The sequence below is a fragment of the Micromonospora sp. WMMD1274 genome, assembly GCF_049179035.1.
Lineage (GTDB): Bacteria > Actinomycetota > Actinomycetes > Mycobacteriales > Micromonosporaceae > Micromonospora > Micromonospora tulbaghiae.
The window spans coordinates 6,486,615-6,513,114 of record NZ_JBMHMG010000001.1; the positions used below are offsets into that span (position 1 = coordinate 6,486,615).

At 72.1% G+C, this 26,500-nt stretch carries 29 protein-coding genes; 15 read left to right on the plus strand and 14 right to left on the minus strand.

All coding sequences use genetic code 11. From position 1 onward, the window contains the following. Positions 1 to 18: 18 nt before the first annotated feature. Positions 19 to 987, minus strand: coding sequence for an aldo/keto reductase (locus ACN27D_RS30635; RefSeq protein WP_013286071.1), 969 nt, complete (start codon positions 985 to 987; stop codon positions 19 to 21). 164 nt (positions 988 to 1,151) lie between these two features. On the opposite strand from ACN27D_RS30635, the gene ACN27D_RS30640 reads away from it, so the two are divergent. From ACN27D_RS30640 to mshC, 7 genes are all read left to right on the plus strand, one after another. Then, positions 1,152 to 2,204 carry an LLM class F420-dependent oxidoreductase gene (locus ACN27D_RS30640; protein WP_120570106.1) on the plus strand — a complete coding sequence of 351 codons (1,053 nt, stop codon included), beginning with the start codon at positions 1,152 to 1,154 and terminating at the stop codon, positions 2,202 to 2,204. Continuing rightward, positions 2,201 to 3,037: an undecaprenyl-diphosphate phosphatase gene (locus ACN27D_RS30645; protein WP_252453980.1), complete on the plus strand. Its 837-nt coding sequence runs from the start codon at positions 2,201 to 2,203 to the stop codon at positions 3,035 to 3,037. Before ACN27D_RS30640 ends, ACN27D_RS30645 begins: the two co-directional genes overlap by 4 nt. A 65-nt stretch (positions 3,038 to 3,102) precedes the next feature. Continuing rightward, positions 3,103 to 3,714: a hypothetical protein gene (locus tag ACN27D_RS30650; protein WP_421500658.1), complete on the plus strand. Its 612-nt coding sequence runs from the start codon at positions 3,103 to 3,105 to the stop codon at positions 3,712 to 3,714. A 63-nt stretch (positions 3,715 to 3,777) separates the two neighbouring features. Continuing rightward, a complete protein-coding gene (locus tag ACN27D_RS30655; protein ID WP_121685071.1) occupies positions 3,778 to 4,491 on the plus strand; it encodes a histidine phosphatase family protein in 714 nt (237 codons plus the stop codon). An 88-nt stretch (positions 4,492 to 4,579) separates the two neighbouring features. Then, positions 4,580 to 5,161: a DUF3090 domain-containing protein gene (locus ACN27D_RS30660; RefSeq protein ID WP_013286077.1), complete on the plus strand. Its 582-nt coding sequence runs from the start codon at positions 4,580 to 4,582 to the stop codon at positions 5,159 to 5,161. After that, positions 5,158 to 5,976: an SCO1664 family protein gene (locus tag ACN27D_RS30665; RefSeq protein WP_091328289.1), complete on the plus strand. Its 819-nt coding sequence runs from the start codon at positions 5,158 to 5,160 to the stop codon at positions 5,974 to 5,976. Before ACN27D_RS30660 ends, ACN27D_RS30665 begins: the two co-directional genes overlap by 4 nt. A gap of 67 nt (positions 5,977 to 6,043) precedes the next feature. Next, on the plus strand, positions 6,044 to 7,282 hold the full coding sequence (gene mshC, locus ACN27D_RS30670) for a cysteine--1-D-myo-inosityl 2-amino-2-deoxy-alpha-D-glucopyranoside ligase (RefSeq protein ID WP_358176068.1): 1,239 nt from the start codon (positions 6,044 to 6,046) through the stop codon (positions 7,280 to 7,282). Positions 7,283 to 7,698: 416 nt separating this feature from the next. On the opposite strand, the gene ACN27D_RS30675 is transcribed toward mshC, so the two are convergent. Continuing rightward, positions 7,699 to 8,490: a GntR family transcriptional regulator gene (locus ACN27D_RS30675; protein ID WP_357793391.1), complete on the minus strand. Its 792-nt coding sequence runs from the start codon at positions 8,488 to 8,490 to the stop codon at positions 7,699 to 7,701. A 118-nt stretch (positions 8,491 to 8,608) separates the two neighbouring features. Next, positions 8,609 to 9,478, minus strand: coding sequence for a PAC2 family protein (locus ACN27D_RS30680; RefSeq protein ID WP_013286081.1), 870 nt, complete (start codon positions 9,476 to 9,478; stop codon positions 8,609 to 8,611). A 241-nt stretch (positions 9,479 to 9,719) separates the two neighbouring features. Here ACN27D_RS30680 and metH point away from each other — a divergent pair, with 241 nt between their 5' ends. Further along, positions 9,720 to 13,235, plus strand: a complete 3,516-nt coding sequence (gene metH / locus ACN27D_RS30685; RefSeq protein ID WP_421500659.1) for a methionine synthase — start codon at positions 9,720 to 9,722, stop codon at positions 13,233 to 13,235. Between the two features lie 384 nt (positions 13,236 to 13,619). Here metH and ACN27D_RS30690 read toward each other — a convergent pair whose 3' ends face one another. Continuing rightward, positions 13,620 to 14,207, minus strand: coding sequence for a histidine phosphatase family protein (locus tag ACN27D_RS30690; protein WP_121685075.1), 588 nt, complete (start codon positions 14,205 to 14,207; stop codon positions 13,620 to 13,622). Positions 14,208 to 14,527: 320 nt separating this feature from the next. Between ACN27D_RS30690 and ACN27D_RS30695 the strand changes: the two genes are divergently transcribed. Further along, the gene (locus ACN27D_RS30695; protein WP_421500660.1) at positions 14,528 to 15,145 is read left to right on the plus strand and encodes a DUF2625 family protein; all 618 of its coding nucleotides are present in this window, start codon (positions 14,528 to 14,530) and stop codon (positions 15,143 to 15,145) included. A gap of 197 nt (positions 15,146 to 15,342) precedes the next feature. Here the strand turns inward: ACN27D_RS30695 and ACN27D_RS30700 are convergent, their stop codons facing one another. Both ACN27D_RS30700 and ACN27D_RS30705 read right to left on the minus strand, forming a co-directional pair. Continuing rightward, on the minus strand, positions 15,343 to 15,744 hold the full coding sequence (locus ACN27D_RS30700) for a hypothetical protein (RefSeq protein ID WP_421500661.1): 402 nt from the start codon (positions 15,742 to 15,744) through the stop codon (positions 15,343 to 15,345). A gap of 71 nt (positions 15,745 to 15,815) precedes the next feature. Continuing rightward, positions 15,816 to 16,217 (minus strand): hypothetical protein, encoded by a 402-nt coding sequence (locus ACN27D_RS30705; protein WP_120570096.1) that lies wholly within the window; start codon positions 16,215 to 16,217, stop codon positions 15,816 to 15,818. A gap of 217 nt (positions 16,218 to 16,434) precedes the next feature. Between ACN27D_RS30705 and ACN27D_RS30710 the strand changes: the two genes are divergently transcribed. Continuing rightward, complete coding sequence (locus ACN27D_RS30710; protein ID WP_358176045.1) at positions 16,435 to 16,839, plus strand: hypothetical protein; 405 nt, start codon at positions 16,435 to 16,437, stop codon at positions 16,837 to 16,839. Between the two features lie 9 nt (positions 16,840 to 16,848). Here the strand turns inward: ACN27D_RS30710 and ACN27D_RS30715 are convergent, their stop codons facing one another. The 5 genes from ACN27D_RS30715 to ACN27D_RS30735 all read right to left on the minus strand — a co-directional run bounded on the left by ACN27D_RS30715 (position 16,849) and on the right by ACN27D_RS30735 (position 19,719). Next, positions 16,849 to 17,544: a DUF6069 family protein gene (locus ACN27D_RS30715; RefSeq protein ID WP_421500662.1), complete on the minus strand. Its 696-nt coding sequence runs from the start codon at positions 17,542 to 17,544 to the stop codon at positions 16,849 to 16,851. Beyond that, positions 17,544 to 18,542, minus strand: a complete 999-nt coding sequence (locus tag ACN27D_RS30720) for an RNA polymerase subunit sigma-70 (RefSeq protein WP_421500663.1) — start codon at positions 18,540 to 18,542, stop codon at positions 17,544 to 17,546. The genes ACN27D_RS30715 and ACN27D_RS30720 overlap by 1 nt, the downstream gene beginning before the upstream one ends. 86 nt (positions 18,543 to 18,628) lie before the next feature. Further along, a complete protein-coding gene (locus ACN27D_RS30725) occupies positions 18,629 to 18,964 on the minus strand; it encodes a YnfA family protein (protein ID WP_252453798.1) in 336 nt (111 codons plus the stop codon). A 3-nt stretch (positions 18,965 to 18,967) separates the two neighbouring features. Further along, positions 18,968 to 19,390 (minus strand): MerR family transcriptional regulator, encoded by a 423-nt coding sequence (locus ACN27D_RS30730; RefSeq protein ID WP_421500664.1) that lies wholly within the window; start codon positions 19,388 to 19,390, stop codon positions 18,968 to 18,970. Next, positions 19,390 to 19,719 carry a hypothetical protein gene (locus ACN27D_RS30735; RefSeq protein ID WP_421500665.1) on the minus strand — a complete coding sequence of 110 codons (330 nt, stop codon included), beginning with the start codon at positions 19,717 to 19,719 and terminating at the stop codon, positions 19,390 to 19,392. The genes ACN27D_RS30730 and ACN27D_RS30735 overlap by 1 nt, the downstream gene beginning before the upstream one ends. Before the next feature lie 87 nt (positions 19,720 to 19,806). Between ACN27D_RS30735 and ACN27D_RS30740 the strand changes: the two genes are divergently transcribed. From ACN27D_RS30740 to ACN27D_RS30750, 3 genes are all read left to right on the plus strand, one after another. Further along, a complete protein-coding gene (locus ACN27D_RS30740; protein WP_121685088.1) occupies positions 19,807 to 20,133 on the plus strand; it encodes an ArsR/SmtB family transcription factor in 327 nt (108 codons plus the stop codon). Next, a complete protein-coding gene (locus tag ACN27D_RS30745) occupies positions 20,133 to 20,807 on the plus strand; it encodes a cation transporter (protein ID WP_421500666.1) in 675 nt (224 codons plus the stop codon). Before ACN27D_RS30740 ends, ACN27D_RS30745 begins: the two co-directional genes overlap by 1 nt. Positions 20,808 to 20,986: 179 nt before the next feature. Then, positions 20,987 to 21,169, plus strand: coding sequence for a hypothetical protein (locus tag ACN27D_RS30750; protein WP_013286093.1), 183 nt, complete (start codon positions 20,987 to 20,989; stop codon positions 21,167 to 21,169). Between the two features lie 20 nt (positions 21,170 to 21,189). Here the strand turns inward: ACN27D_RS30750 and ACN27D_RS30755 are convergent, their stop codons facing one another. Next, positions 21,190 to 21,333: a hypothetical protein gene (locus ACN27D_RS30755; protein WP_357895622.1), complete on the minus strand. Its 144-nt coding sequence runs from the start codon at positions 21,331 to 21,333 to the stop codon at positions 21,190 to 21,192. 129 nt (positions 21,334 to 21,462) lie between these two features. On the opposite strand from ACN27D_RS30755, the gene ACN27D_RS30760 reads away from it, so the two are divergent. Together ACN27D_RS30760 and ACN27D_RS30765 are read left to right on the plus strand one after the other, a co-directional pair. Beyond that, positions 21,463 to 22,203 (plus strand): neutral zinc metallopeptidase, encoded by a 741-nt coding sequence (locus ACN27D_RS30760; protein ID WP_358194567.1) that lies wholly within the window; start codon positions 21,463 to 21,465, stop codon positions 22,201 to 22,203. Positions 22,204 to 22,318: 115 nt separating this feature from the next. Then, the gene (locus ACN27D_RS30765; protein ID WP_120570086.1) at positions 22,319 to 22,957 is read left to right on the plus strand and encodes an HAD family hydrolase; all 639 of its coding nucleotides are present in this window, start codon (positions 22,319 to 22,321) and stop codon (positions 22,955 to 22,957) included. Between the two features lie 44 nt (positions 22,958 to 23,001). Here the strand turns inward: ACN27D_RS30765 and ACN27D_RS30770 are convergent, their stop codons facing one another. Both ACN27D_RS30770 and ACN27D_RS30775 read right to left on the minus strand, forming a co-directional pair. Further along, a complete protein-coding gene (locus ACN27D_RS30770; RefSeq protein ID WP_421500667.1) occupies positions 23,002 to 25,551 on the minus strand; it encodes an ABC transporter permease in 2,550 nt (849 codons plus the stop codon). Beyond that, a complete protein-coding gene (locus ACN27D_RS30775; RefSeq protein ID WP_121685085.1) occupies positions 25,551 to 26,315 on the minus strand; it encodes an ABC transporter ATP-binding protein in 765 nt (254 codons plus the stop codon). Before ACN27D_RS30775 ends, ACN27D_RS30770 begins: the two co-directional genes overlap by 1 nt. Between the last annotated feature and the right edge of the window lie 185 nt (positions 26,316 to 26,500).

Here is a 26,500-nt window from a genome sequence, read left to right on the forward strand (position 1 = left end):
GGATCGCCCTCACCCGGCTCAGCCGTCGCGCTCCGGGTAGCCCACCGGCACGGCCGACACGTCGTCCAGCGCCGTGACGATCTCCTCCGGCAGCGTCATCCGCTCCACCTGCAACGCGCCGAGCAGCTGCCCGACGGTGCGGGCGCCGAGGATCGGCGCGGTCACACCCGGCCGGTCCCGCACCCAGGCCAGTGCCACCTCCAGCGGCGACACGCCCAGCCCGCCGGCCGCGATGGCGACCGCCTCCACGATGCTGGAGCAGCGCGGCTCCAGGTAGGTGGCGACGAAACGCTCGAAGTGCGGCGACACCGCCCGCGAGTCGGCCGGGCGGCCGTTGCGGTACTTGCCGGTGAGCACACCCCGGCCCAGCGGCGACCAGGGCAGCACACCCAGCCCCATCCCCGCGCAGGCGGGCAGCACCTCCCGCTCCACGCCGCGCTCCAGCAGCGAGTACTCCACCTGAGCGGCGACCACCGGGGCGCGCCCCGGCCAGGCGGCCTGCCAGGCGGCGGCCCGCGCGGTCTGCCAGCCGGAGAAGTTCGACACACCCACGTAGCGGGCCTTCCCGCTGGACACCGCGTGGTCCAGGGCCGAGAGCGTCTCCTCCAGCGGGGTGTCCGGGTCGTACCCGTGCACCTGCCACAGGTCGACGTGGTCGGTGCCCAGCCGGCGCAGCGAGGCGTCCAGCGTGCGCAGCAGATGACCGCGCGAGCCGTCCCGGCGGCGGCTGCCCGGCCGCAGGCCCGCCTTGGTGGCGATCAGCAGCTCGTCGCGGTCCACCAGGCTGCCCAGCAGCGAACCGATCACCGACTCGGCGTCGCCGTCGGCGTACACGTCGGCGGTGTCGACGAGGTTGCCGCCCGCGTCGAGGTAGCTCTTCAGCTGGGCGGCCGCGTCGTCGGCGTCGGTGTCCCGTCCCCAGGTCATGGTGCCGAGCGCGAGCCGCGATACCGCCAGCCCGCTTCGGCCGAGCGGTCGCTGTTGCATGGGTGAACCTTATTTCGAACCCGGCGTCACGGATATCCTCGCCGCAGTCAACTTCCCGCGCGACCTCCGCCCGGTGTGACATGTTCGGGGCGAGCCGGACGTCGAGGGCGCCACGCTCATTGCGTAACCTGATGCGACCTGTGGTGCGGACGGTGGGAGGATCAGTGCGACTCGGGCTCAACCTCGGATACCAGACGGCGTGGAGCACGCCCTTCGACCATCTGGCGCTGGCCCAGGAGGCGGACCGGCTCGGCTACTCGGTGGTCTGGGCCGCGGAGGCGTACGGCTCGGACTCGCCGAGCATGCTGGCCTGGATCGCCGGTCAGACGGAGCGCATCGACGTGGGCTCCGCGGTCATGCAGATCCCGGCCCGTACCCCCGCCATGACCGCGATGACCGCCGCGACCATCGACACGCTCTCCGGTGGCCGGTTCCGGCTCGGCCTGGGCGTGTCCGGCCCGCAGGTCTCCGAGGGCTGGCACGGCGTGCGGTTCGCCAAGCCGCTGGCCCGCACCCGCGAGTACGTCGACATCGTCAAGCTCGCGGTGGCCCGCAAGGAGGTCGCGTACGACGGCGAGCACTACACGCTGCCGCTGCCCGACGGCCCCGGCAAGGCGCTGCGGCTGGGCTTCCACCCGCCGCGCGAGCACATCCCGATCTACCTGGCCGCGGTCGGCCCGAAGAACCTGGAACTGGCCGGCGAGATCGCCGACGGCTGGCTGGCCGTCTTCTACTCCCCGGAGTTCGCCGAGGAGCACCTCGCCTCGGTCCGGGCCGGCCGCGCGACGGCGGGCAAGGAGCTGGCCGGCTTCGACGTGGTGCCGTCCGTGCCGGTCGTGGTCGGCGACGACATCGCCACCTGCGCGGAGCTGGTCCGCTGGTACGCCGCGCTGTACGTGGGCGGCATGGGCAGCCGCAAGCAGAACTTCTACAACCAGCTCGCCACCCGGATGGGCTACGGCGACGCGGCCCGCGAGGTGCAGGACCTCTACCTGGCCAAGCGGCAGCGTGACGCGGCCGCCGCCGTACCGATGGAGTTCATCGACCGAACCTCGCTGCTCGGCCCGAAGGAGCGCATCGCCGAGCGGATGCGGGAGTACGCCGCCGCGGGCGTGACCACGCTGTCGGTGTCGCTGTTCGTGGCCGACCGGGAGAGCGGGGTGCAGACCCTGCGTACCGTCGCCGAGGCGCTGGAGCTGTCCGGAGTCGGCGAGTGACCTGGATCGAGGCCGTCGTCCTGGGCCTGGTCCAGGGACTGACCGAGTTCCTTCCGGTGTCCTCGTCCGGGCACCTGCGGATCACCTCGGCCCTGTTCTTCGGCCGGGACGCGGGCGCGTCGTTCACCGCGGTGACCCAGCTCGGCACCGAGGCCGCCGTCCTGATCTACTTCGCCAAGGACATCTGGCGGATCGTCCGGACCTGGTTCGTCGGCCTGGTCGACCGCTCGGTGCGTTCCAGCCTCGACTACCGGATGGGCTGGTACGTCATCGTCGGCACCATCCCGATCGGCATCTTCGGGCTGATCTTCAAGGACCAGATCCGCACCGCCGGCCGGAACCTCTGGCTGATCTCCTGCACGCTGATCATCGGTGCGATGCTGCTGGCCTTCGCCGAGTACTGGGGCCGGCAGACCCGCACGCTGGAGAACTTCCGGATGCGCGACGGCGTGGTGATGGGCTTCGCCCAGGCCGCGGCGCTGGTCCCCGGCGTGTCCCGGTCGGGCGGCACCCTGACTGCGGGCCTGCTGCTCAACCTGACCCGGGAGACCGCGGCCCGCTACTCGTTCCTGCTGGCCATCCCGGCCGTGGTGATCTCCGGCGTGTTCAGCCTGCCGGACGTGTTCGAGCCGTCGGCGCCGGGCACCGCCGCGCCGAGCGTGGCGCAGATGGTGATCGCGACGCTCATCGCGTTCGCCGTCGGGTACGCGGCCATCGCCTGGCTGCTGCGCTATGTCGCCCACCACACGCTGTACGTCTTCGTGCTGTACCGGGTGGCGCTGGGCAGCCTGGTGATCTGCCTCCTGGCGACCGGCACGATCAGCGCCACCTGACGCGTCGTGCGAGAGGCCGGCCACCTCGATGTCCGAGGTGGCCGGGGCTGGCTACTCTCGCCCGCATGTCGCGCTTCCGCCTCAGACCGCTGTACGGCGTTCCCGTGATGATCGCCATTCTGGCGGCCTATGCCTGGAGTCTGGGAAAGCCTTTCGACAAGCCGGAGCTGCCGGCCGAGATGTTCGTGGTGACGGGCACAGTCGAGTCGGTACAGGACAGCTGGGAATCGACGACGGGAGGAAGCAGGAACCTCGCCGCCGTGGTGTATCGGGTGGTGCTCCGCGAGCACCCCCGGGTCAAGTTCAGCGTACGAGAGCTGCCGAGCGAGGAACTGGTGCCCGGCACGCCGGTCCGATTCGAGATGAGCAGGGATCCCCAGCCGGAGCTGGAACGCGCACGGTCGTACGTCTACGCGAGCTATGTGGTCTCGGCCGAGACCTTCGTCGTCGACGGCACCGTGGTCTACGACGCGGCCGAGGTCAGGGCGCAGGACAAGGCGCGGGCCGACGCGGCGGTCAGGCGGTACCGCGGCATCTCCCTGGTGCTGTGGGCTGTGGTGGTCGTCTGGGTCGCGCTCCTGGTCCGGCGGCACCGGGGGGTGCTGCAGTCCTTGGCGCGGCCCGTCGGCGCGCCGGACGCGGCTGACAGGTTCCGGAGATGGGTGTACAGGGAGTAGGACGCCCCGCCGGAACACGGCCTGTCGTGGCGGGACGATCACCTTCGGGGCGTACCGCCTAGGGTGGTCAGCGTGGCGACCCTTCTGCTTCTGCGACACGGCCGGACCACCGCGAACGCCGACGGCGGCCTGGCCGGGCGGCAACCGGTCGAGCTCGACGACACCGGCCGCGCGCAGGCGGCGGCGGTCGGCGCGCGCCTCGCCGGGCTGCCGCTGGCGGCGGTGGTGACCAGCCCGCTCATCCGCTGCCGGCAGACCCTCGACCTGGCGCTGCCGGGCGTCGAGCCGGTGGTGGACGACGGGTTGATCGAGTGCGGGTACGGCGACTGGGAGGGGCAGTCGCTGAAGAAGCTGGCGAAGGAGCCGCTGTGGCCGGTGGTCCAGCAGCACCCGAGCGCCGCCGCGTTCCCCCAGGGCGAGTCGATGGCGGCGATGTCCGCGCGCGCGGTGGCCGCGGTACGGGCGTGGGACGCGCGGGTCACCGCCGAGCACGGGCCGGAGGCGGTCTGGCTGGCGTGCAGCCACGGTGACGTGATCAAGGCGATCGTGGCGGACGCGCTCGGCGTACACCTTGATCTTTTTCAGCGGATCGTGGCCGACCCGGCGTCGGTCACGGCGATCCGCTACACCCCGTTGCGGCCGTTCCTGGTCCGGCTCAACGACACCGGCGGTGACCTGTCCGCGCTGGTCCCGCCGCCGCGCAAGCGGCGCCGGCGCCCGGCGCGGGCGGCCGAGTCCGACGCGGCGGTCGGCGGAGGCGCGGGCGCGGCCGGGTGAGCCGGGCGTGCCGCGGCGCGTTCGCTCTGGGCGGATTCGGCGTCGGTGGGCTGCGCGGCGCTTCCAGACGCCGGATAGGGTCGTGGGTATGACGCACCAGGTGCACGCCTTCGAGCCGCCGGAGCGGTTCGTCGCCGGTACGGTCGGCCCGCCGGGGGAGCGCACGTTCTTCCTCCAGGCGCGCGGCGGCGGCCGGCTGGTCAGCGTGTCGCTGGAGAAGGTCCAGGTGTCGTTGCTCGCCGAGAAGCTCGAGGAGCTGCTCGCCGAGGCGCAGCGCCGCTTCGGCGTGAAGCTGCCGGAGCCGGTCACCACGGTGACCGGCGACAACGAGCCGCTCGACACGCCGGTGGACGAGGAGTTCCGGGTCGGCACGCTGGGCCTGGCCTTCGACGTGGACACCGCCACGGTGGTGATCGAGGCGATCGCCGTCGGCGAGGCGGAGGTCGAGGTCGAGCTGGGCGACGCGGACGACGACGCCGACGAGGACCCGGACGAGCCGGACGACGACCTCGACCGCCTCCGGGTGCGGCTGACCCCGGAGGCGACCCGCGAGTTCATCGAACGCGCCAAGCGCGTCGTGAACGCCGGCCGGCCCCCCTGCCCGCTGTGCGGCCAGCCGCTCGACCCGGCCGGTCACCTCTGCCCCCGGCACAACGGCTATCACCGGTGACCTCGTCGGAACTGCAGCCCCGACAGGACGGCGCCGAGGCGCTGCGGCTGCTCGCCGACGGTGAGCTGACCCTGGAGGGGCGGCTCGTCGACGCCTCCAACGCGACGCTGCGCGGCGTCATCGCGCTCGGCGACGTGACGGCGCACTGCGTCTACAAGCCGGTACGCGGCGAACGCCCGCTCTGGGACTTCCCGGACGGCACGCTCGCCGGCCGGGAGGTGTCCGCCTACCTCGTGTCCCGGGCCACCGGCTGGGACCTGGTGCCCCCGACCGTGCTGCGCGACGGGCCGTTCGGTCCCGGCTCGTGCCAGCTCTGGATCGACGAGCCGGACGACGCCGAGCCGCTGGTCGGCTTCGTGCCGGCGCGGGAGATCCCGCCGCGCTGGTTCCCGGTGGCCGCGGCCCGCGACGACGACGGGGCGGCGTACGCGCTGGCGCACGCCGACGACCCCCGCCTGGCCCGGCTCGTCGTGCTCGACGCGGTGATCAACAACGCCGACCGCAAGGGCGGGCACGTGCTCGTCGGCCCGGACGACCGGATCTACGGCGTCGACCACGGCGTGAGCTTCCACGTCGAGGAGAAGCTGCGTACGGTGCTGTGGGGCTGGGCCGGCCGCGAACTGCCACCGGACGCGGTGGAGATGCTCGACGGCCTGGCCGGGCAGCTGCGCGGGCCGCTCGGCGAGGAGCTGGCCGAGCACCTGACCATCGGTGAGCTGGCCGCGCTGGCGGAACGGGTCGAGCGGCTGGGCGAGAGCGGCCGGTTCCCGCTGCCGCCGCAGGAGTGGCCGGCGATGCCCTGGCCGCCGATGTGAGCCGCTGTCGCGTTGATCACCCGTAGGGCGGCACCCGAGCGTCTGACGGATCGTTAGGCTGGCGGTCATGGAGTCTTGGGCGGGACATGACGTGCCACGGCTGCCCGGCGAGGGCGTGTCGCTGAGGTTGTACGACTCGGCGCGGCAGGGCGCCCATCCCAGCCGGCCCGAGGGCGCGGCCTCGATGTACGTCTGCGGCATCACCCCGTACGACGCGACGCACCTCGGACACGCCGCCACCATGATCACGTTCGACCTGGTGCAGCGGATGTGGCGCGACGCCGGCCTCGACGTGCGGTACGTGCAGAACGTCACCGACATCGACGACCCGCTGCTGGAGCGCGCCGAGCGCGACGGCGAGGACTGGAAGGTCCTGGCCATGCGGGAGACCGCCCTGTTCCGCGAGGACATGGAGGCGCTGCGGATGATCCCGCCGGCGCACTACGTCGGCGCTGTCGAGTCGATCCCGGACATCGCCGAGAAGGTGCTGATGCTGCTCAAGGACGGCGCGGCGTACCGGCTCGACGACGGCACCGGCGACGTCTACTTCGACGTCGCCGCCGCGCCCCGCTTCGGCTACGAGTCGAACCTGACCCGCGAGCAGATGATCGAGCTGTTCGCCGAGCGCGGCGGCGACCCGGAACGCGCCGGCAAGCGCGACCCGCTCGACCCGCTGCTGTGGCGCGGCGCCCGCGAGGGCGAGCCCTCCTGGCCCGGCGGCGACCTGGGCGCCGGCCGTCCCGGCTGGCACATCGAGTGCACGGTCATCGCGCTGAACCTGCTCGGCGACCGGATCGACGTGCAGGGCGGCGGCAACGACCTGATCTTCCCGCACCACGAGTGCTCCGCCGCGCACGCCGAGCGGCTGACCGGCGAGGCACCGTTCGCCGACCACTACGTCCACGCCGGCATGATCGGCCTCGACGGCGAGAAGATGTCCAAGTCCCAGGGCAACCTCGTCTTCGTGTCCCGGCTGCGGGCCGACAAGGTGGACCCGATGGCGGTCCGGCTGGCGCTGATGAGCGGGCACTACCGCAGCGACCGCTCCTGGACCGACGAGCTGCTCACCGAGGCGCAGGAGCGGCTGGGCCGCTGGCGGCGGGCCGCCGCCGCGCCGGCCGGGCCGTCGGGGGCGGCGTTCCTGGCCGAGGTACGTGAGCGCCTGGCCGACGACCTGGACACTCCGGGCGCCCTGGCGGCGGCCGACCGTTGGGCCGAAGGCGTCCTCGACGGCGTGACCGAGGACGAGACCGCTCCGGCCCTCTTCCGCGACACCGTGGACGCCCTACTCGGCATCGCCCTCTAGCCCCGGCCCTCGTCCGTCCGCCGAGTCCTGCCCTCTCGCGCGGGCCTAGGCTTCCTCGCGCAGTCTCGCCCCTCTCGCGCGGCCTCGCCCCCTCGCGCCGTCGATCTTGCACTTGCGGCCCGCGTTCTGTCTTCTTTGCCCGGTTCTGCGGGGTCCGTAAGTGCAAGATCGCGCCGACCCGGGGGAGCGGGTGGAACGTGACGGGTGTGTCGAGGGCGGTTTGACACCCGTGGTGTTCCACTCAGGCGTGCCCGGCCCGCAGCCCTCGGCGATCTTGCAGTTGCGGCCCTCGGGATGTCGTGAATGCCCTGTGTGTCGGGGCGGAAAGTGCAAGATCGCCGGGTGCCGGGTGCCGGGTGCCGGGTGCCGGGTGCCGGGTGCCGGGTGCCGGGTGCCGGGTGCCGGGTTGCGGCGGGTCAGCCCAGGACCAGGCCGGGGTCGGGGTCCTGGTCGGGAGCGGGGGCGGGGATCTTGTACTCCTCGGTGAGCGTGGTCATCGGGCCGGGCCACGTGGCCTGGGCGACCTCGATCGGCTTGTGCCGCTCGTCGTAGGCCACGTGCAACAGGTGCAGCACCGGGGTGTCGGGGCGGATCTGGAGGATCTCCGCCTCCTCCCGGCTGGGTTGACGCGCGCTGATCGTGTCGGTGGCGGTGACGTACCGCCGGCCGATGACCTCCTCCGCCTCCTGGTAGAGCGGCCGGCCGAACGCCTCGGCCCGCTCCAGTGAGGTGCCGGCGGTGTCGGCGGGCAGGAACCACGACGCGCCGACCTCGACCGGGGAGTCGTCGGTGCGTACCAGGTGCCGACGGCAGAGCAGTTCGGTGCCGTCGGTGACGCCGAACGCGTCGGCCACCTCCGCCGGAGCGGGGGAGCGGCCGACCGAGACGAGCTGCTGGCGGTACCGGGCGGCCAGGTCGGTGTGGTAGCCGCGGAAGCCGCCGTACCGACCCCGGGACAGGCGGTTGAGGCGGCGCCGGGTGCCCCGGACGTACGTACCGGAGCCGGGTTTGGTGATCAGGATGCCCTCGACCCGCAGCTGGTCGACGGCGCGCTGCACGGTCTGCTTGGCGACGCCGAACATCTCGGCGATGGCCGGGATGGACGGCAGCCGCTCGCCCGGCCCCCAGTCGCCGCGGCGCACCTGGGCCTTGAGCTGCGCGGCGATCTGCCGGTGCGGGAACTCGGCCGCGCCCGGGTTGATCTGCATTGCCCGCCTCCTCAGAACAGCTAGGTTCCTAGGATGCCCTAGAGGCTGTGACCGCGCCACCCCGGACACGAAGAAGCCGGGCCCCGATCCGAGGCCCGGCTTCGGCAGAGCGGGAGAACTACCAGGAGCCGGCGGTCGGCCCGGCGGAACCGCCGCGGCGGCGCAGGTACTTCTCGAACTCCTGGGCGATCTCGTCCCCGGTCAACGGGGTGATGCCGGCGTCGCCGACCCGTTCCTCCAGCTCACGCACGTACTCGCCGAGTTCGGCGTCCTGCTCGGCGGCGCTGCGCACCCGCTGCTCCCACTCGGCGGCCTCCTCGGCCAGGTCGGCCATCGGCACCGGCAGGTCGAGCACCTCCTCGACCCGGTGCAGCAGCGCGAGGGTGGCCTTCGGGCAGGGCGGGTTGTTCGCGTAGTGCGGCACGTGCACCCAGAACGACACCGCGTCGACCTCCGCCCGCGTGCAGGCGTCGTGCAGCACGCCGACGATGCCGGTCGGCCCGTCGTAGCGGGTGGGGGTGAGCTGGTAGCGCTTGGCCGCGTCGGCGTCCGACGCGCTGCCGCTGATCGGCAGCGGCCGGGTGTACGGCACGTCGGCCAGCAACGCGCCGAGCAGCACCACCCGCTCGACCTCCAGGCTGTGGCAGATCTCCAGCACCTGCTCGCAGAACGTCCGCCACCGCATGCTCGGCTCGATGCCGCGGATCAGCACCACGTCCCGCTCGGTGCCCTCCGGGCTGGCCACCATGAACCGCGTGGTGGGCCACTCGACGCGCCGCGTCTCCCCGTCGGCCATGGTGATCGTCGGGCGGCTCACCTGGAAGTCGTAGAAGTCCTCCGGGTCCAGCTCGGTCACCTCCCGGGCCTGCCAGACCTGCTCCAGGTGTTCCACGGCGGCGGTGGAGGCGTCGGCGGCGTCGTTCCAGCCCTCGAAGGCCGCGATGGCGACCGGCGAGCGCAGTACCGGCAGCCCGTCGAACTCGGTCACGCCGTCACCTCACCCTGCTCGTCGGGCGCGGCGTCGTCCCGTCGCACTGTCGCACCCCTGTTGTCCTTCACGTCCGTCAGCCTACGTGCCGCCGCGGGGCCCGGCCCGTCGGCCGCGCCGGTCGCCGGGTCGGACCACCCGGGCGAACCGGCGGAAAGGTGTACGCAGGCCCGGTGGGCAGAATGTGGGAAGGCCCGGTTCGGGTGACTCTGCCGCACTCGGGCGCACTAACCTGGGGCATGTGCCTATTTCGTTGCGTGACCTGCTGGCCGATCGGATCCTGATCGCGGACGGCGCGATGGGGACGATGCTCCAGGCCGCCGACCTCACCCTCGACGACTTCGACGGCCTCGAAGGCTGCAACGAGATCCTCAACGTGACGCGGCCGGACGTGGTCCGCGGCGTGCACGACGCCTACCTGGCGGCCGGCGCGGACTGCGTGGAGACCAACACGTTCGGCGCGAACCTGCCCAACCTCGCGGAATACGGCATCCCCGGCCGCATCCGGGAGCTGTCCGAGGCGGGCGCGCGGATCGCGCGGGAGGCAGCCGACGCGTACGCGACGCCGGAGCACCCCCGGTTCGTGCTCGGCTCGATGGGCCCCGGCACCAAGTTGCCCACGCTCGGGCATGCGAGCTACGCCTCGCTGCGCGACGCGTACCAGGAGAACGCCGCCGGTCTGATCGCCGGCGGGGCGGACGCGCTGATCATCGAGACCTGCCAGGACCTGCTCCAGGTCAAGGCGGCGGTGGTCGGGTCGAAGCGGGCCCGGGCCGAGGCCGGCCGGGACGTGCCGATCATCTGCCAGGTGGCGGTGGAGACCACCGGCACCATGCTGCTCGGCAGCGAGATCGGCGCCGCGCTGACCGCGATCGAGCCGCTCGGCGTCGACCTGATCGGGCTCAACTGCTCGACCGGCCCGGCGGAGATGGGCGAGCACCTGCGCTACCTGGCGCAGCACTCGCGGATCCCGATCTCGGTGATGCCGAACGCCGGCCTGCCGGTGCTGACCGCCGACGGCGCGTACTTCCCGCTCAGCCCGGACGAGCTGGCCGACGCGCTGGAGCAGTTCGTCACCGACTACGGCGTGGCCCTGATCGGCGGCTGCTGCGGCACCACCCCGGAGCACATCCGGGTGCTGGTGGAGCGGCTGGGCGGGCGCGCGCCGGTGGCGCGGGAGCCGAAGCCGGAGGCCGGGGTCTCCTCGATCTACCACCACGTGCCGTTCGCCCAGGACGCCAGCATCCTGATGGTGGGGGAGCGGACCAACGCCAACGGCTCGAAGGCGTTCCGCGAGTCCATGCTCGCCGGGGACTGGCAGGCCTGCGTGGAGGTCGCCCGCAGCCAGGCCCGGGACGGCTCGCACCTGCTCGACCTCTGCGTCGACTACGTCGGCCGCGACGGCACGCAGGACATGCGTGAGCTGGCCGGCCGGTTCGCCACCGCCTCGACGCTGCCGATCGTGCTGGACTCCACCGAGCCGGCCGTGATCGAGGCCGGGCTGGAGATGCTCGGCGGCCGGTGCGTGGTCAACTCGGTCAACTTCGAGGACGGCGACGGCCCCGAGTCCCGCTACGCGCGGATCATGCCGGTGGTCAGGGAGCACGGCGCCGCCGTCGTGGCGCTGCTCATCGACGAGGAGGGCCAGGCCCGCACCCGGGAGTGGAAGGTACGGGTGGCCTGCCGGCTGATCGACGACCTGACCGGGCGGTGGGGGATGCGCCGGGAGGACATCCTCATCGACGCGCTGACGTTCCCGATCGCCACCGGGCAGGAGGAGACCCGCCGCGACGGCATCGAGACGATCGAGGCGATCCGGGAGATCGCGGCCCGCTACCCGGGCGTCAACTTCACCGCCGGCATCTCCAACGTGTCGTTCGGCCTCAACCCGGCGGCCCGGCAGGTGCTCAACTCGGTGTTCCTGCACGAGTGCGCCCAGGCCGGGCTGACCTCGGCGATCGTGCACGCCAGCAAGATCCTGCCGATGTCGCGGATCCCGGACGAGCAGCGCGAGGTGGCGCTCGACCTGGTGTACGACCGCCGTCGCGAGGGCTACGACCCGGTGCAGCGGTTCATCGAGGCCTTCGAGGGCGTCGACGCGGCGTCGGCGCGCGCCACCCGGGCCGAGGAACTGGCCGCGCTGCCGCTGGACGAGCGGCTCAAGCGGCGGATCATCGACGGCGAGCGCAACGGCCTGGAGGCCGACCTGGACACCGCGATGGCGCAGGGGCGTACGCCGCTGTCCATCATCAACGACCTGCTGCTGGACGGCATGAAGGTGGTCGGCGAGCTGTTCGGCTCCGGCCAGATGCAGCTGCCGTTCGTGCTCCAGTCCGCCGAGGTGATGAAGACCGCGGTGGCCTACCTGGAGCCGCACATGGAGAAGACCGACGACGACGGCAAGGGCCGGATCGTGCTCGCCACTGTGAAGGGCGACGTGCACGACATCGGCAAGAACCTGGTCGACATCATCCTGTCCAACAACGGCTACGACGTGGTCAACATCGGCATCAAGCAGCCGATCAACGCGATCCTCGACGCGGCCGAGGAACACCGGGCCGACGCCATCGGCATGTCCGGCCTGCTGGTCAAGAGCACCGTCATCATGAAGGAGAACCTGGCCGAGATGGCCTCCCGGGGCGTGGCCGAGCGCTGGCCGGTGCTGCTCGGCGGCGCGGCGCTGACCCGCGCGTACGTCGAGGACGACCTGCGGTCGATCTACCCGGGCCAGGTGCACTACGCCCGCGACGCGTTCGAAGGGCTGTCCCTGATGGACCGGGTGATGGCGGCCAAGCGCGGCGGCGCGCCGGTGGTCGACCCGGAGCGGGAGGCGGCACTGGCGGCCCGCCGGGAACGCCGCGAGCGGCAGCGGGCGCAGGTCCGCGAGGCGCTGCCCGAACTGGACGACGCGTCGGTCCGCTCCGACGTGGCGGTGGACGTGTCCGTGCCGAAGCCGCCGTTCTTCGGCACCCGCGTCGTCAAGGGCGTGCCGCTGGCCGACTACGCGGCCCTGCTGGACGAGCGGGCCACGTTCCTGGGCCAGTGGGGGCTGCGCGGCGCACGCGGCGGCAAGGGCCCGTCGTACGAGGAACTGGTCGAGACCGAGGGCCGGCCCCGGCTGCGGTACTGGCTGGACCGCCTGATCTCCGACCAGGTGCTGGAGGCGGCCGTCGTGTACGGCTACTTCCCGGCGTACTCCGAGGGCAACGACCTGGTGGTGCTGGACGAGAACGGGCACAGCGAGCGGGCCCGGTTCTCCTTCCCCCGGCAGCGCCAGGAGCGGCGGCTGTGCCTGGCCGACTTCTTCCGGCCCAAGGGCGACCAGCTCGACGTGGTGGCGTTGCAGCTGGTCACCGTCGGGCAGCCGATCAGCGAGTACACGGCGAAGATGTTCGCCGGCAACGAGTACCGCGACTACCTGGAGGTCCACGGCCTGTCCGTGCAGCTCACCGAGGCGCTGGCCGAGTACTGGCACCGGCGGATCCGGGCCGAGCTGGTGCTGCCCGGCGGCGGCACCCTGGCCGACGACGACCCGGCCGACCTGGCCGGTCTGCTGCGCACCGACTACCGGGGCTGCCGGTACGCGTTCGGCTACCCGGCCTGCCCGGACCTGGAGGACCGGGCGAAGATCGTGGAGTTGCTGGGCGCGGAGCGGATCGGGGTGCAGTTGTCCGAGGAGTTCCAGCTGGTGCCGGAGCAGGCCACCGACGCGATCGTGGTCCACCACCCGGAGGCGAACTACTTCAACGCCAAGTGACGCCGTCACCGTTCCTGAGCTGGGCAAAACGCTTCCGGCTCCCGGCTGGGCCGTCGCTAGGCCGCCGGGGTCAGTAGAGCCGTGCCCGAAGGCAGTGTCGATCGTCGGCCAGGGGACGACCTTGGCCGGGACGTACCGGGGAGCCCGGACCGTCTTGAGCGCGCAGGGGTCGCTGATGACCTTCCGGGGATCGACTGCCGCGTTCCGGATCATCGACAGGTCGTTGAAGAGGTCGCGGCGGTAGCTGGCCGCCATGCCCGAGTCTTGGAGTTGCTTGACCCAGGCCCTCGGCGAGACACCAGCGGCGGGCGGGTGCGGGAAGCCAAACTGCCGCCGTGGTGCGGCGTGCATGTGCGGGCAGGTGCTCGCCGCTGACGGGATGTCTCAGCCGGCCGACGTTTGCGTAGGCAGGGTTTCGTCCTGCCGATCACGCGGGTCGGCGATCCGGTACTCCCAGCCTTCGCGCCAGGCGAAGTCGGCGTTGATCAGGTCCTCCAGCCGGACGCCGTTGATCCGGTGATCGAGGGTCCATCGGGTGGCGACGTGACCGATGACCAGGATGCGCTGATGGGCCCAGAGAAGCGGTAGATCGTCGAGGAATCGACCGACGCGGTGTACCGCCTGTCGCCAGCTTTCACCGCCGGGGTAGGGCTCGTCGAGGTACCGGTCCCGGTGCTCGTGTAGTTCGGCGGCGGGCATGCCGTTGCGGTGGCCGTAGTTGCATTCCCGCAGTCGCCAGTCGTGCAGCACGGGGATGGGGGTTCCTGAGAAGGCGATGTCGGCCGTCTCCGCCGCCCGGCGTAGATCCGAGGTGAAGACTGCGGCGATGCCGTCGTCTCGCCTGCGCTGACCAAGTTCCGCTGCCAGGGCTCGTCCTCGCGGCGACAACCGGCCGGGCAGCCAGCCGGTGGCGATGCCACGGTCGTTGTCCTCGCTCCACGAGTGAGTCTCAAAGACGATCTCGGTGGGCATAGGGAGAGGCTATCGGTGGACCGAGACCTGCGGGGGGTGCGGATTCGCGTACATGGATCGCCGGAACACACCTGGTTAGCGCGCCGTCGGCTGGCCTCCTGCCGGATCGCCTCCGTGAGGCTGTACGACACCTCCTGCCCTCCGTCACCGCCGAGGCGGCCACCCACCCGCCGCAACCCCGAGCGTCCGACAGCAGCAAGATGTCGCGCCGGCACAGATCAGTCTCGGGACGTGGGTGACACGTCCGGCTAGACGATCTTGTTTGTTCTACGGCGGGTCCTCGGAGTCGCACTGGTTGATCCTTCTGGGAGTCTGAGGGGGTGGAACAGTCTGCGTGGTCCGAGATTTCGGCGCTGGTGGCTGCGGCTCCGTATCCGGTGGAGGTGCTGCCGGCCGATTCGCAGCAGGCGGCAGCCTGTCTGGCGGCCCTGGAAATCACGACCAGGTCGTGGCTCGGGGCGGTGGTCGCCAACAGCGGTGGGCTGGTGATCGATCACGGTTGGCTTCGGGTGCTCGGTGGTGGGCGCGACGGGCTGCCGAGTGTGGCGGCCCAGGTGGTTCCGGGGGCGGGTCGTCTGGTCGTCGCTTTCGACGTGATGGGCGGCCAGTTCGCGTGGTTGCAGGCGGAGCCGGCGGTGAGGCCGACGGTGCATTACTTCGGCCCGGAGGACCTGGCTTGGCAGGACCTTGAGCTCGGGTATGGCGACTGGTTGGAGGCGATGCTCACCGGCGCGCTGACGGGATTCTATGAAGGCTTGCGCTGGCCGGGGTGGGAGGCCGAGGTGGCCGGCGTTGCTCTGGATCAGGGGATCAGCGCGTGGCCGCCGCCATGGACTCGGGAGGGCAAGGATCTCTCGGCGGTGTCTCGCAAGCCGATTCTGCTTGCTGAACTCGTTTCGGTTCACCAGGATGCGGCGCGTCAGCTCGGTTTTCTCTAGAACACCGCTGCCTCTCCGGTCTGCGGTCCGAGGCCGGTGTGGTGTCGGCGGCTTCGACGGTGAGGTTGCTCCGGCGTGGGCAATGCCGACGTGGACGCGTTGGCCGACGATGACCAGGGCTCCTCCGTCAGCGAGCGGTTGGCGGAGCTTCGACCGGCGGAACAACGCCGGCCGTCACCGGTGTGGGCGAGGTGGCGTCACGTGTCGTAGAGCCCGTCCCACGGCTCGTGGAATCCGAGGCGATCCGGATACAGCTCGACCCAGTCGACGTGGCTGCCGTCGCCCGCCCGGTCGCCGGACTCGTCGACCAGACCGAAGACGACGCCGTCCTGACGGGTCTGGAACAGTTGCACGGCGATGTCGCCGTACGACTTGCCGGGCAGGCTCGCGAGCAGCCCGTCGAGCGCCTCGCTCAGCGCGCCTCGATCCGGAACCCGCGTGATGATCGAGTTCCGGTACGTCCCGTCGTGGTCGAAGAGGTGCACGTACGCGTGGTGGTCCCACGCCGAGGCGAGGAACAGCCCTCCGTCGTAGCGGCCGATCGTGTCCGTCCGGTGGTCGGGCTCGTGCGCGACGGGAATCAGCCGGGGTACGGGCACTCGATCAACGTAGCGTACGAGCACGGGGCGCCCGCCGCGACGGCGGACGCCCCGAAGCGTCGACGCGTCGCTCAGCCGATCAGCGTCACCGAGTAGTCGTACGTCGTCCCGGTCACCGAGTACGTCGCGGTCTGCCCGTTCTCGCAGTACGACACGAAGCTGCTCGGGGTCCGTTGCGCTCCGGCTACCGCGTCGACCACCGGCCGGACGTCGGACCCGACCGGCAGGGCGGTGGTGGTGAGGTCGATCGTCCGCGACTGGTTGATCGGGTAGGTGTCGGTGTTCGCCGTCTCCAGACCGTTGCTCGCCTGAACACTGAAGGACATCACGAAGGCGGCGTTGTTCACCACGGCGATGCGCTGCACGCAGGGTTCGGCCTGCGCGCTGGCCGCGGAGGCCCCAGCCAGTGCCGACGCACCGGCGGCGAGCGTCCCGACGAGTGCGGCTCCGACGAGCCTGGCGCGGAAGGTCATGGTGTCACCTCTCGGTCGTACGTGACGGCGGGCGCCGACTGGCGGCGCCCGGCGTGTGGTCCGTATCGAAGTGCCCGAGTGTTTCGGATCGAATCCTGTGGATCGCATCATTTTTGTGGCGGGCTCACGACTGCGGGTCGGTCCGGCGGCTTGCCCGGTGCCAGACTGAGGGATCGATCCCGATGGCGTGCGAGCGTCCCGGTGCGAGGAGTCCGAAGTGGTGAACTCCGCCCTTTCCGCTGTCGTCCACGCGGTCGGAGCCGGCCCGACACCGTTGGCGGACTCGGCTCTGGACCCCGGCGCGGCGTACTCCACCTTCGTCGTGCTGTCCGGTATGTACTTCGCGCCCATTGTCATGTCCGGGCTCGGGTTTCTCTGCGCTGCGGGCATCGGGCTCAGCCGCCGGATCGGTACGGCTGCCGCGATCGTGATCGTCCTGTTCTACGTGTTGTCGCTGCTCGGCAGTGCCTTCACCTGGCCCGAACTGGAGCACCAGGGAAAACCGGGTGAGACGCTGTGGCTGATCGTGATCGGCTGCGGCGGCTTCGTGGTGCTGCCGTGGCTCGTCGCGTTCGGCGGCACCAAGGTGGCCCTCCGCCGCCGCGGAGCCACGGCCGGGTAGCCGTCAGGCTCATCGCGGAGAGCTTGCCCGCAGGCTCCGCGTCAGGGCGGGGATCATCACCGCCGCCGCGACCAGATGCAACCCGACCAGGGCGACGACGGTCGTCGCGGCCGCCCCGGCCAGGAACGGCGGCACCATCGACAGCGCGGTCAGCGCCACCGCCGTCCACGCGAACCGCCGCGCGGGACGGGCGCTGAACCGCAGCAGTACGGCGGCGATGACGACGCCCACGAGCGAGAAGAACCCGGTCACCACGGCGAAACCGCCCAGCGGGATGGTCTCGCCGCCGCCGTCGGGGATCTCGAAGTCCACACCGGTGGCCCGGGCCAGAGCGGCCGCGAGCGTGGTGACCACCATCGCGGCGAGCGTGGCGACCAGGCCGGTGACGGCGAGCCGCCGGAAGCCGCGCGGGCGGGCCACTGTGACGGCGGTGTCGGTGCTGCTGATCATGTCGTTCCTCCGGGCGTCGAGGTGAGGGGTGAGGATCCGCACCGTCGCGGTACGACGGCCGGGGTTGCGCAGCGCGCGTACGCCGGTGCCGCGTAGCCAGAAACCGGCGTCGCGGCCGAGGACCGGCCCGGGAGTGCCGTCGCGCAGCTCCAGCTGCACCCGTCCGCGGGTGACCACGCCGTACGCGTGGTGCCACCGGGCCGCGACCACCGGAACGCGCGTGCCGCCGGGCAGGGCGAGCGTCCGCGTGGGCACTACGGCGTGGGGTCGGCCGGGAGGCGGTCCGGCAGCCCGAGTCGCGGGAACTGGTCGGCGTGGAAGGTGACGATCTCGGTGATCGCCCCGCCGGTGATGCGCAGGGCGTCGACGGTGAGCGGCAGGTACGCGCCGTCGCGCTCCTGCCAGAGGTAGAACGCGACGGCGGGCTGCCGGTTCACGGCGGTGGGCACGGCCCGCAGGCTGCCCAGGCTCTCGAACCCGTCCGCCACCCAGTCGTTCACCACCGCGTCGCGGCCGATCTGCAGGCCCGGGGTGGGCGGCATCGAGCAGCGCACGTCGTCGCGCAGCATCGCGGCGAGACCGTCGACGTCCTTGGCGATGCTGGCGTCGGTGAAGCGGCGAACCAGCTCGCGGGTCCGGCTGTCCGTCTCGTCGCCGGTCCAGTCCTGCCGCTGCGCGGGCAGGTGCTCCCGCATGCCCGCGCGGGCTCGCTGCAACGCGCTGTTGACCGAGTTGACCGAGTCGCCGAGCAGCTCCGCGACCTCCTTGGCCGGCCAGCCGAGCACGTCGCGCAGGATCAGCACGGCCCGCGGGCGCGGCGCGAGGTGCTGCACGGCGACCAGGTACGCCAGCTCGATCGTCTCCCGCGCCACAGCGACCGTCTCCGGCTCGTCCGTGCCGGCGGCGGGCAGCTCGTCGAGCAGCCGGTCCGGGTAGGGCTGGAGCCACCGCACCTCGCCGCCGGTCGCCGGCTCCGGACGGCACCTGGCGAGCAGGTCCAGGCAGGCGTTCGTGGCGATCCGGTACAGCCAGGCCCGGAATGTGGACCGCCCGGCGAAGGTCTCGCGCCGCCGCCAGGCCCGCAGGAACGTCTCCTGGACGGTGTCCTCGGCGTCCTCGAACGACCCGAGCATCCGGTAGCAGTGCACGTGCAGCTCCCGCCGGTGCCGCTGCGCCAGCCCGGTGAACGCCGGTTCGTCGACCCCGGCCAGATCGTGTACGCCCAGTTCCGCCGGTCGCGTCTCCGCACCCATCACGTCATCCTCCCGCTTCGTCGTGTGCCGTCGTCTGTGAGACGGGTACGGGCGGGAAAACTCATCACCTGCGCTCGGCGCCGCCGTCAGCTCGTGCGCGGGGCGTACATGATGACGGCGACGCCGACCAGGCAGATGGCCGCGCCGACCAGGTCGTAGCGGTCGGGCCGGAACTTGTCGACGACCATGCCCCAGGCGAGCGACCCGGCGACGAACACGCCGCCGTAGGCGGCGAGGATGCGGCCGAAGTTCGGGTCCGGCTGAAACGTGGCCACGAACCCGTAGGCGCCGAGCGCGATCACCCCGGCGGCGATCCAGAGCAGCCCGCGGTTCTCCCGCCAGCCCTGCCACACCAGCCAGGCGCCGCCGATCTCGGCGAGCGCGGCGAGCAGGAACAGCAGGATGGACCGGACGACAGTCATGCGTCAGACCGTAGCGGGGCCGTGGTCCGGATCGGCGAAGGGCAGCGGGCAGCGGGAGCTGCCGGCGCAGGTGACCAGGTCGTCGCAGCCGGCCGAGATAGCCTCGCGCAGCGTGTCGCGGACGGCGGTGAGGTCCGCGAGCCGTCGCTCCACCTCGGCGAGCTTGTCGTGGGCCCGGGTCCGCAGGCCGGCGTCGTGCGGCCCGGCCGCCAGCAGGCCGGCGACCTCGGCGAGGGTGAAGCCGAGACGTTGCGCGGCCTTCACCACCCGCAGCAGGGTGACCGTCTCGGCCGGGTAGAGCCGATGCCCGCCGGGCGAACGCCGGGGCGCGGCCAGCAGCCCGCGCCGTTCGTAGTAGCGCAGCGTCTGCACGTTGACCCCGGCCGCGTCGGCGACCTGGCCGCTGCGCAGCTCCGGCTCGCCCATCACCGGCCCCGCGCGGCCGTCGCCCGCAGGGCCAGGGCATCGAGTACGACGACACGGGCGCCTGGAACGCGGATGTCGAGCCTCAGCGTGCCGCCGTCCGGGCGGGCGAGGTCGAACGTGAAGAAGGAACAGCAGGCCGACTCGCGGGCGATCAGGTCGCGGGCGGCCGGTTCGGCGACGTCGTCGAGGTGCAGCCGCAGATGCCCGGCGGCCGGCCGGTCGACGCCGCGCAGCGCGTCGCGGAACAGCGTGTCGAACTCGGCCAGCCGCAGCGGCCGCTCGGCGGTCGGCAGCGTGCAGGTGTCGGGCACCCAGGAATCGTCGGTCACGCCTCGACGGTAAGCCCGTACCGGGGTACCGGATGCAACCGCCGGTACATCCCTTCCTGAATACAGCAAGTGCTGTACAGTCACGCCATGCGGACGCTGCACCACTCCCAGGCGCTGTCCCGTTTCGGTCACGCGCTGTCCGACCCGCTACGCGCCCGGCTGCTGCTGGCCCTGCGCGACGGGCCCGGCTACCCGGCCGAGCTGGCCGAGGCGCTCGGCACCAGCCGGCAGAACCTGTCCAACCACCTGGCCTGCCTGCGCGGCTGCGGCCTGGTCGTGGCCGTGCCGGAGGGGCGCCGCACCCGGTACGAGCTGGCCGACGCCCGCCTCGCCCATGCGCTCGGCGACCTGCTCGGCGTCGTGCTCGCGGTCGACCCGGCCGCCTGCCCGGACGCCGCGGACGGATGCTGCTGATGAGCCTGCCGCTGATCCCGGTCACGCCCGCCGGCCCGGCGCCGGACCGCCGCGCGCTGCTCACCCGCCGGGTGCGCCTGCTGGTTGCCGCGACCATCACCTACAACGTGGTCGAGGCGGTGGTGGCGATCGGCGCGGGCACCGTCGCGTCCTCGACCGCCCTGATCGGTTTCGGTCTGGACTCGGTCATCGAGGTGGCCTCCGCGGCAGCCGTGGCGTGGCAGTTCGCCGGTCCGGACCCGCAGGCCCGGGAGCGGGTCACGCTGCGCGTCATCGCCGTGTCGTTCTTCGCGCTCGCCGCGTACGTCTCCGTCGAGGCGGCCCGTGCGCTGCTCGGCGGCGCCGAGGCCGCGCACTCACCGGTCGGGCTGGTGCTGGCCGGGCTCTCGGTGATCGTGATGCCCGTGCTGTCGGCCGCGCAGCGGCGCGCCGGGCGGGAACTGGGTTCCCGGTCGGCGGTGGCCGACTCGAAGCAGACGTTGCTGTGCACGTACCTCTCGGTGGTCCTGCTCGTCGGGCTGGCCCTCAACGGCCTGTTCGGATGGTCCTGGGCCGACCCGGTCGCCGCCCTGGTGATCGCCGTCGTCGCGGTCCGCGAGGGCCGCGACGCCTGGCGCGGCGACACCTGCTGCGCCACCTGCGGCCCGGGTGCCGCGGGCGACGCGCGAACGTGATCACCGGCCGCGACCTGCGGCGACGTCGGGAATACGGCTGTGCTCGGCGGCCCGGCGGGCTACCGTCACCGGAGTACGGGCCGGCGTGGGTCAGGCGCGCCGCGTCCACGCCCGCGCCGTCGGAGTTGACGTGGCGGAAACGCCCGCGGACGAGCATGGGTACGACGAAAGGGGCGGACATGACCGACGAGGTGACGTCGCAGGTCCCGCCGGAACCGGCTCCCGTGCTGACCACCACGCCCGCCGGCACGGGCCCGGTCGGACCGCCGAGCAGCCTGGACCTGTGGGCGCGCGCCCAGGTGCTGCACCGCTGCTTCGGCGACGACGACGGCGAGCCGCACATCATGCGCGGCCTGGACTGACCGCGCCGGTCAGCGCACCGTCACACCGGCCCGCGCCAGCGGCTCCCACCACGACGCGAGGCGCGCAGCCGGCCCTCGTCCGGCGTCAGCAGCACCGGTACGCAGCGCATGCCGTTCCAGAGGCTGCGTCGCCAGTAGACGATTCCCGCGTACGGCGGCTCCACGACGCCGACCGTACCGCTCCCGCGGCCGGTGAACGTTTCCCGGCGGCGGTACGTGAGAGCCGGTGAGTATCACGGGAGCCTGCCGGGGGTACTGCTGCGGGACACGGGTGCGACAGCCGGGAGGTCACGGTGGGGGACAGGGCGGGACGTCAGGGGCGCGGGCCGATCGCCGGGCTGGTGGTGGCCGCGCTGGTGGCGGCCGGCTGCATGGCCGGCGGTTACGACCAGGGCGAGCCGCAGCAGCCCGCACCCGGGCGCAGCGCGCAGCCCGAGTCGCAGACCACCCGGGCGGACGGCACCACCAGCGTGGCCGAGTTCAAGCAGGACATCCAGGACGCGGTCCGGCTGGCCGAACGCTACTGGGCGGAGCAGTTCCGCGCCTCCGGTCAGCGGTTCACCCCGATCCGGCGGGTGGTGCCCTACAGCCGCGAGGGCGAGGTGGCCTGCGCCGGGCAGGGGCTGCCGCGCAACAACGCGGTGTACTGCTCGGCCGGCGACTTCATCGCCTACGACGTGAACTGGTCGGTGGCGGCGTTCCGGCAGATCGGCGACGCGTTCCTGTTCTACCTGCTCGGCCACGAGTACGCCCACGGCATGCAGGTGCGGCTGGGCATCCGCTACAACTTCACCATCCAGCAGGAGTTGCAGGCCGACTGCATGGCCGGGGCGTACCTCGGGGACAGCGTGCGTTCCGGGGCGCTGGAGCTGGAGGACGGTGACCTGGAGGAGTTCCGGGAGGGGCTGCTCGCGGTCGGCGACGACCCCGACCAGCCGTGGTTCGCCGAGGGCTCGCACGGCACCGCCGAGCAGCGCAGCGACTCGTTCTTCCGCGGCTACGAGAAGTCGCTCGGCGCCTGCGGCCTCCGGTGATGCCGCGGGTCACCCCGATCGGGGACGGTGGCGGGCGCACCGGGCGCGGCTGGCAGGATCGGCGGGGTACGCGTACCGGAGGAGGCCCCCGCTGAGCAGCCCACACCCCGCCGCCGTGCTCTTCGACATGGACGGCACCCTGGTCGACAGCGAGAAACTGTGGGACGTCGCGTTGCAGGAACTGGCCGCCGTGTACGGCGGTGTCCTGTCCGACGACGCCCGCCGCGAGATCGTCGGCACCGGCATGGCCGACGCGATGCGGATCGTGCACGACGACCTGGGCCAGCCGGAGCGGGACGTGCAGGCCAGCGCCGACTGGATCAGCGCCCGGATCCTGGAGCTGTTCCGCACCGGGCTGCAGTGGCGTCCGGGCGCGCTGGCGCTGCTGCGCGCGGTACGCGACGCCGGCATCCCCACCGCGCTGGTCACCTCCAGCGGCCGGTCCCTGGTCGAGGTGGCGCTGGACACGCTGGGCCGGGACAGCTTCGATGCGGTGGTGTGCGGTGACGAGGTGGACGCGGCCAAGCCGCACCCCGAGCCGTACCTGACCGCCGCGCGTCTGCTGGGCGTGCCGGTCGAACGGTGCGTGGCGATCGAGGACTCACCGACCGGCGTGGCGAGCGCGCTCGCCGCCGGGGCGGCGGTGCTGGCCGTACCGGCCGAGGTGCCGCTGGCGCCCGCCGACGGCGTACACCAGGTGGAGAGCCTGACCGGGGCGGACCTGGAGCTGCTCGCGGCGCTGCTCAACCGGTAGTGAAAAGGGGCCCCTCCCGTCGGGAGGGGCCCCTTCCCGCCGTGTCAGTCGTGGGCGATGGCGCCCAGGACGTTGATCCGCGCGGCGCGGATCGCCGGCAGCACCGCGGCGACCACACCGATGACCGCGGCCAGGATCAGGAACGTCACCATCTGACCCCAGGGCAGGATCAGGTCGGTGATGCCCTCGTCCTTGAGCGCCTCGACCACCGCCGCGCCGAGACCGGTGCCGACCACCACGCCGAGCAGCGCGCCGAAGATGGAGATCACCACCGCCTCGACCGTGATCATGCGCATGGTCTGGGCGCGGCGCAGGCCGATCGCCCGCAGCAGGCCCAGCTCCCGGGTCCGTTCCAGCACCGACAGCGCGAGCGTGTTGATGATGCCCAGCACCGCGATGACGATGGCCAGCGCCAGCAGGATCTGGATCATCTGGAGCAGGGAGTCCAGCTGCCCGGTCTGCTGCTCGATGAACGCGGCCCGGTCGGCCACCGACACCTCGGGACTGTCCGCCAGCAGCCGCTCGACCTGCGGCTGCACGGCGCCCACCGACGTGCCGGGGGCCAGCTGGAGGAAGCCCTGGATCGGCTGCGGGATGGCGAAGTCCGCCGTGGCCTGCGGCGGCAGCGTCACCGGGTTGGTCAGCTGCGAGCTCTCGTAGATGCCGCTGACCGTGTAGGTGCGGGCCTCACCGCGGGACAGCTGCACCGGCACCGTCGAACCGACGGCGAGGTTGCGTGCCTCCGCGGTGTCGGAGCTGACCAGCATCTGGTCCGGCGCCAGTCTGCTGATGTCACCGGCGGTGGCCTTCGCCCCGAAGATCTGCTGGAGCGCGGCCACATTGCTCGACGCGGCCACCCAGGTCCGCTCGCCGCCGACCACCGCCATGTCGCCGTACTCGCCGCTGACCATCCGCACGCCCGGGATCGCGGCGGCCTTCTCCAGGACCGCCGGGTCGAAGCTCGCCGGGCGCGGGCCGGTCGTGGACCCGGAGATCACCAGCTCCGCCTTGATGTTGTCCTCCGCCAGCTTGCCGATGCTGCCCTTGGCCGAGTCCAGGATCACCGTCACGCCGGTGACCAGGGCGATGCCCACCATCAGCGCGGCCGCGGTGATCGCCGTGCGGCGCGGGTTGCGGCCCGAGTTGAGCCGGCCAAGCTTGCCCGGCACCGACCAGGAGAACATCGCGCCGAGCAGCGCGACCACCGGCCGGCTGATCACCGGCGTCAGCAGCGCCACGCCGATGAACGCGAACAGCACGCCGCCGAGGATGGTCGCCAGGGTGCTGTCGCCGGCGTGCCCGCCGAGACCCAGGAACAGCAGCACCGCGCCGATGCCGGTGACCACCGCACCGCCGATGGTGACCTTGGTGAGCGGCCGGTCCGGCGTGGCGACGTCCTGCATCGCGGCGATCGGCGGGATGCGCGAGGCGCGCAGCGCCGGCAGCAGCGCGGCGATCACCGTGATCAGCATGCCGACCGCGAACGCGCCGATCACCGCCGAGGCCGGCACGCCCAGCCCGGCCAGGGTCAGACCCCCGGCGAGCTGACCGAACAGGTACGCCAGCAGCGCGCCCACACCGATGCCGGCGGCGAGCCCCAGCACCGAGGCGATCAGGCCGACAGCCAGCGCCTCCAGCACCACCGAGCCGATGACCTGCTTGCCGCTGGCCCCGATCGCCCGCATCAGGGCCAGCTCACGGGTGCGCTGCGCCACGATGATCGAGAACGTGTTGAGGATCAGGAACGTGCCGACCAGCAGCGCCACCGCGGCGAACCCGAGGAGGATCTTGTTGAAGAACGACAGGCCCTCCTTCAGGCCGGCCGAGGCGTCGGCGGCCAGCTGGTCGCCGGTCTTGACCTGGTAGTCGGCGCCGAGCGTGCGGGCCACCTCGTCGCGCAGCGCCTCCGGTGTGGTGCCGGCGGCGGCCTGGACGCTGACGTTGCTGAACACGTCCGGCTTGCCCAGCATCAGCTGCTGCGCCACCGGAGTGGTGAAGTAGACCTCGTTGGCGCCACCGATCGAGTCCCGGCCGCCGCTGTAGCCGAACACTCCGACGAGCGTGAACTCCTTCTTCGGGGCGAGGGTCAGCACGCCGACCCGGTCGCCGACCTTGACCTTGCCCGCCTCGGCCAGCGCGGTGTTGATCACGATCTCGTCGTCGGCCTGCGGCGCGCGGCCCTCGCGGATCTCCACCAGGTCGCTCTCACCGAGCCAGTTCTGGCCCAGCTGCGGCGGGCCGAACGAGGTGACCACCTTGCCGTTGCTGCCGATCATGCGGGCGCCGTCGGCGGCCACCACGCCCTTGGCGTCGGCGACGCCGGGCACCGCCTTGATCCGGTCGAGCACCGACGCCGGCATCGGGGTGCTCAGCGGCATGCCCTCCGCGGTGGAGACGTCGATCTTCGGCTTCGCCTCGACGCTGACGTCGACCTCGGCGTACGCGTCGGCGAAGACCGCGTCGAAGGACCGCCCGAGCGTGTCGGTGAGCACGAACGCGCCGGAGACGAACATGACGCCGAGCACCACCGCCAGGCCGGACAGCAGCAGGCGCAGCTTGCGCGCCAGCAGGCTCTTGAGCGTTGCCCGCAGCATCAGTTGCCCACCTCGACCGGGGCGTCCAGCTTCTTCATCGTGTCCAGCACCGTCTCGGCGGTCGGCTCGATCAGCTCCGAGACGATCTGCCCGTCGGCGAGGAACACCACGCGGTCGGCGTACGCGGCGGCGGTCGGGTCGTGCGTGACCATCACGATGGTCTGGCCGTGCTCGCGGACCGAGTTGCGCAGGAACTTCAGCACCTCGGCGCCGGAGCGGGAGTCCAGGTTGCCGGTCGGCTCGTCCGCGAAGATCACCTCGGGGCGGGCGACGAGCGCCCGAGCGCACGCCACGCGCTGCTGCTGGCCGCCGGAGAGCTGCGCCGGGCGGTGCCCGAGCCGCTCCCGCAGGCCGACCGTGTCGATCACCGTGTCGTACCAGGCCGGGTCGGGCTTGCGCCCGGCGATCGACAGGGGCAGCAGGATGTTCTCCTGCGCGGTGAGCGTGGGCAGCAGGTTGAACTGCTGGAAGATGAAGCCCACCTTGTCGCGGCGCAGCTTCGTCAGGCCGGAGTCGTTGAGCCCGGTCACTGTGGTGTCGCCGATCATGACCGTGCCCTTGGTCACCGTGTCCAGACCGGCGAGGCAGTGCATCAGCGTGGACTTGCCCGAGCCGGACGGCCCCATGATCGCGGTGAACCGGCCGCGTTCGAACTCGGCGCTCACCCCCCGCAGCGCCACGACCTGCGCCTCGCCGCTGCCGTACACCTTCCACACGTCGTTCGCCCGGGCCGCGGCCTGCTGTCGGCCTACCGTCGCGGTCACGTCATCTACCTCTTCCGTCTGTCGTTCTCATGCCGCACCGCCCCCGCTGGTCGGTGCGGCGGAATCCATCCTCGGGGCCGGGAGCCCGAAAACCCTCCGACCTGGGGTGGAATCCGTGCCGATCTTCCGGTGAGGGTCGACCCCCATCCGGGCTCAGGGTGACCCCTGACCGGCAGGCGACGCCG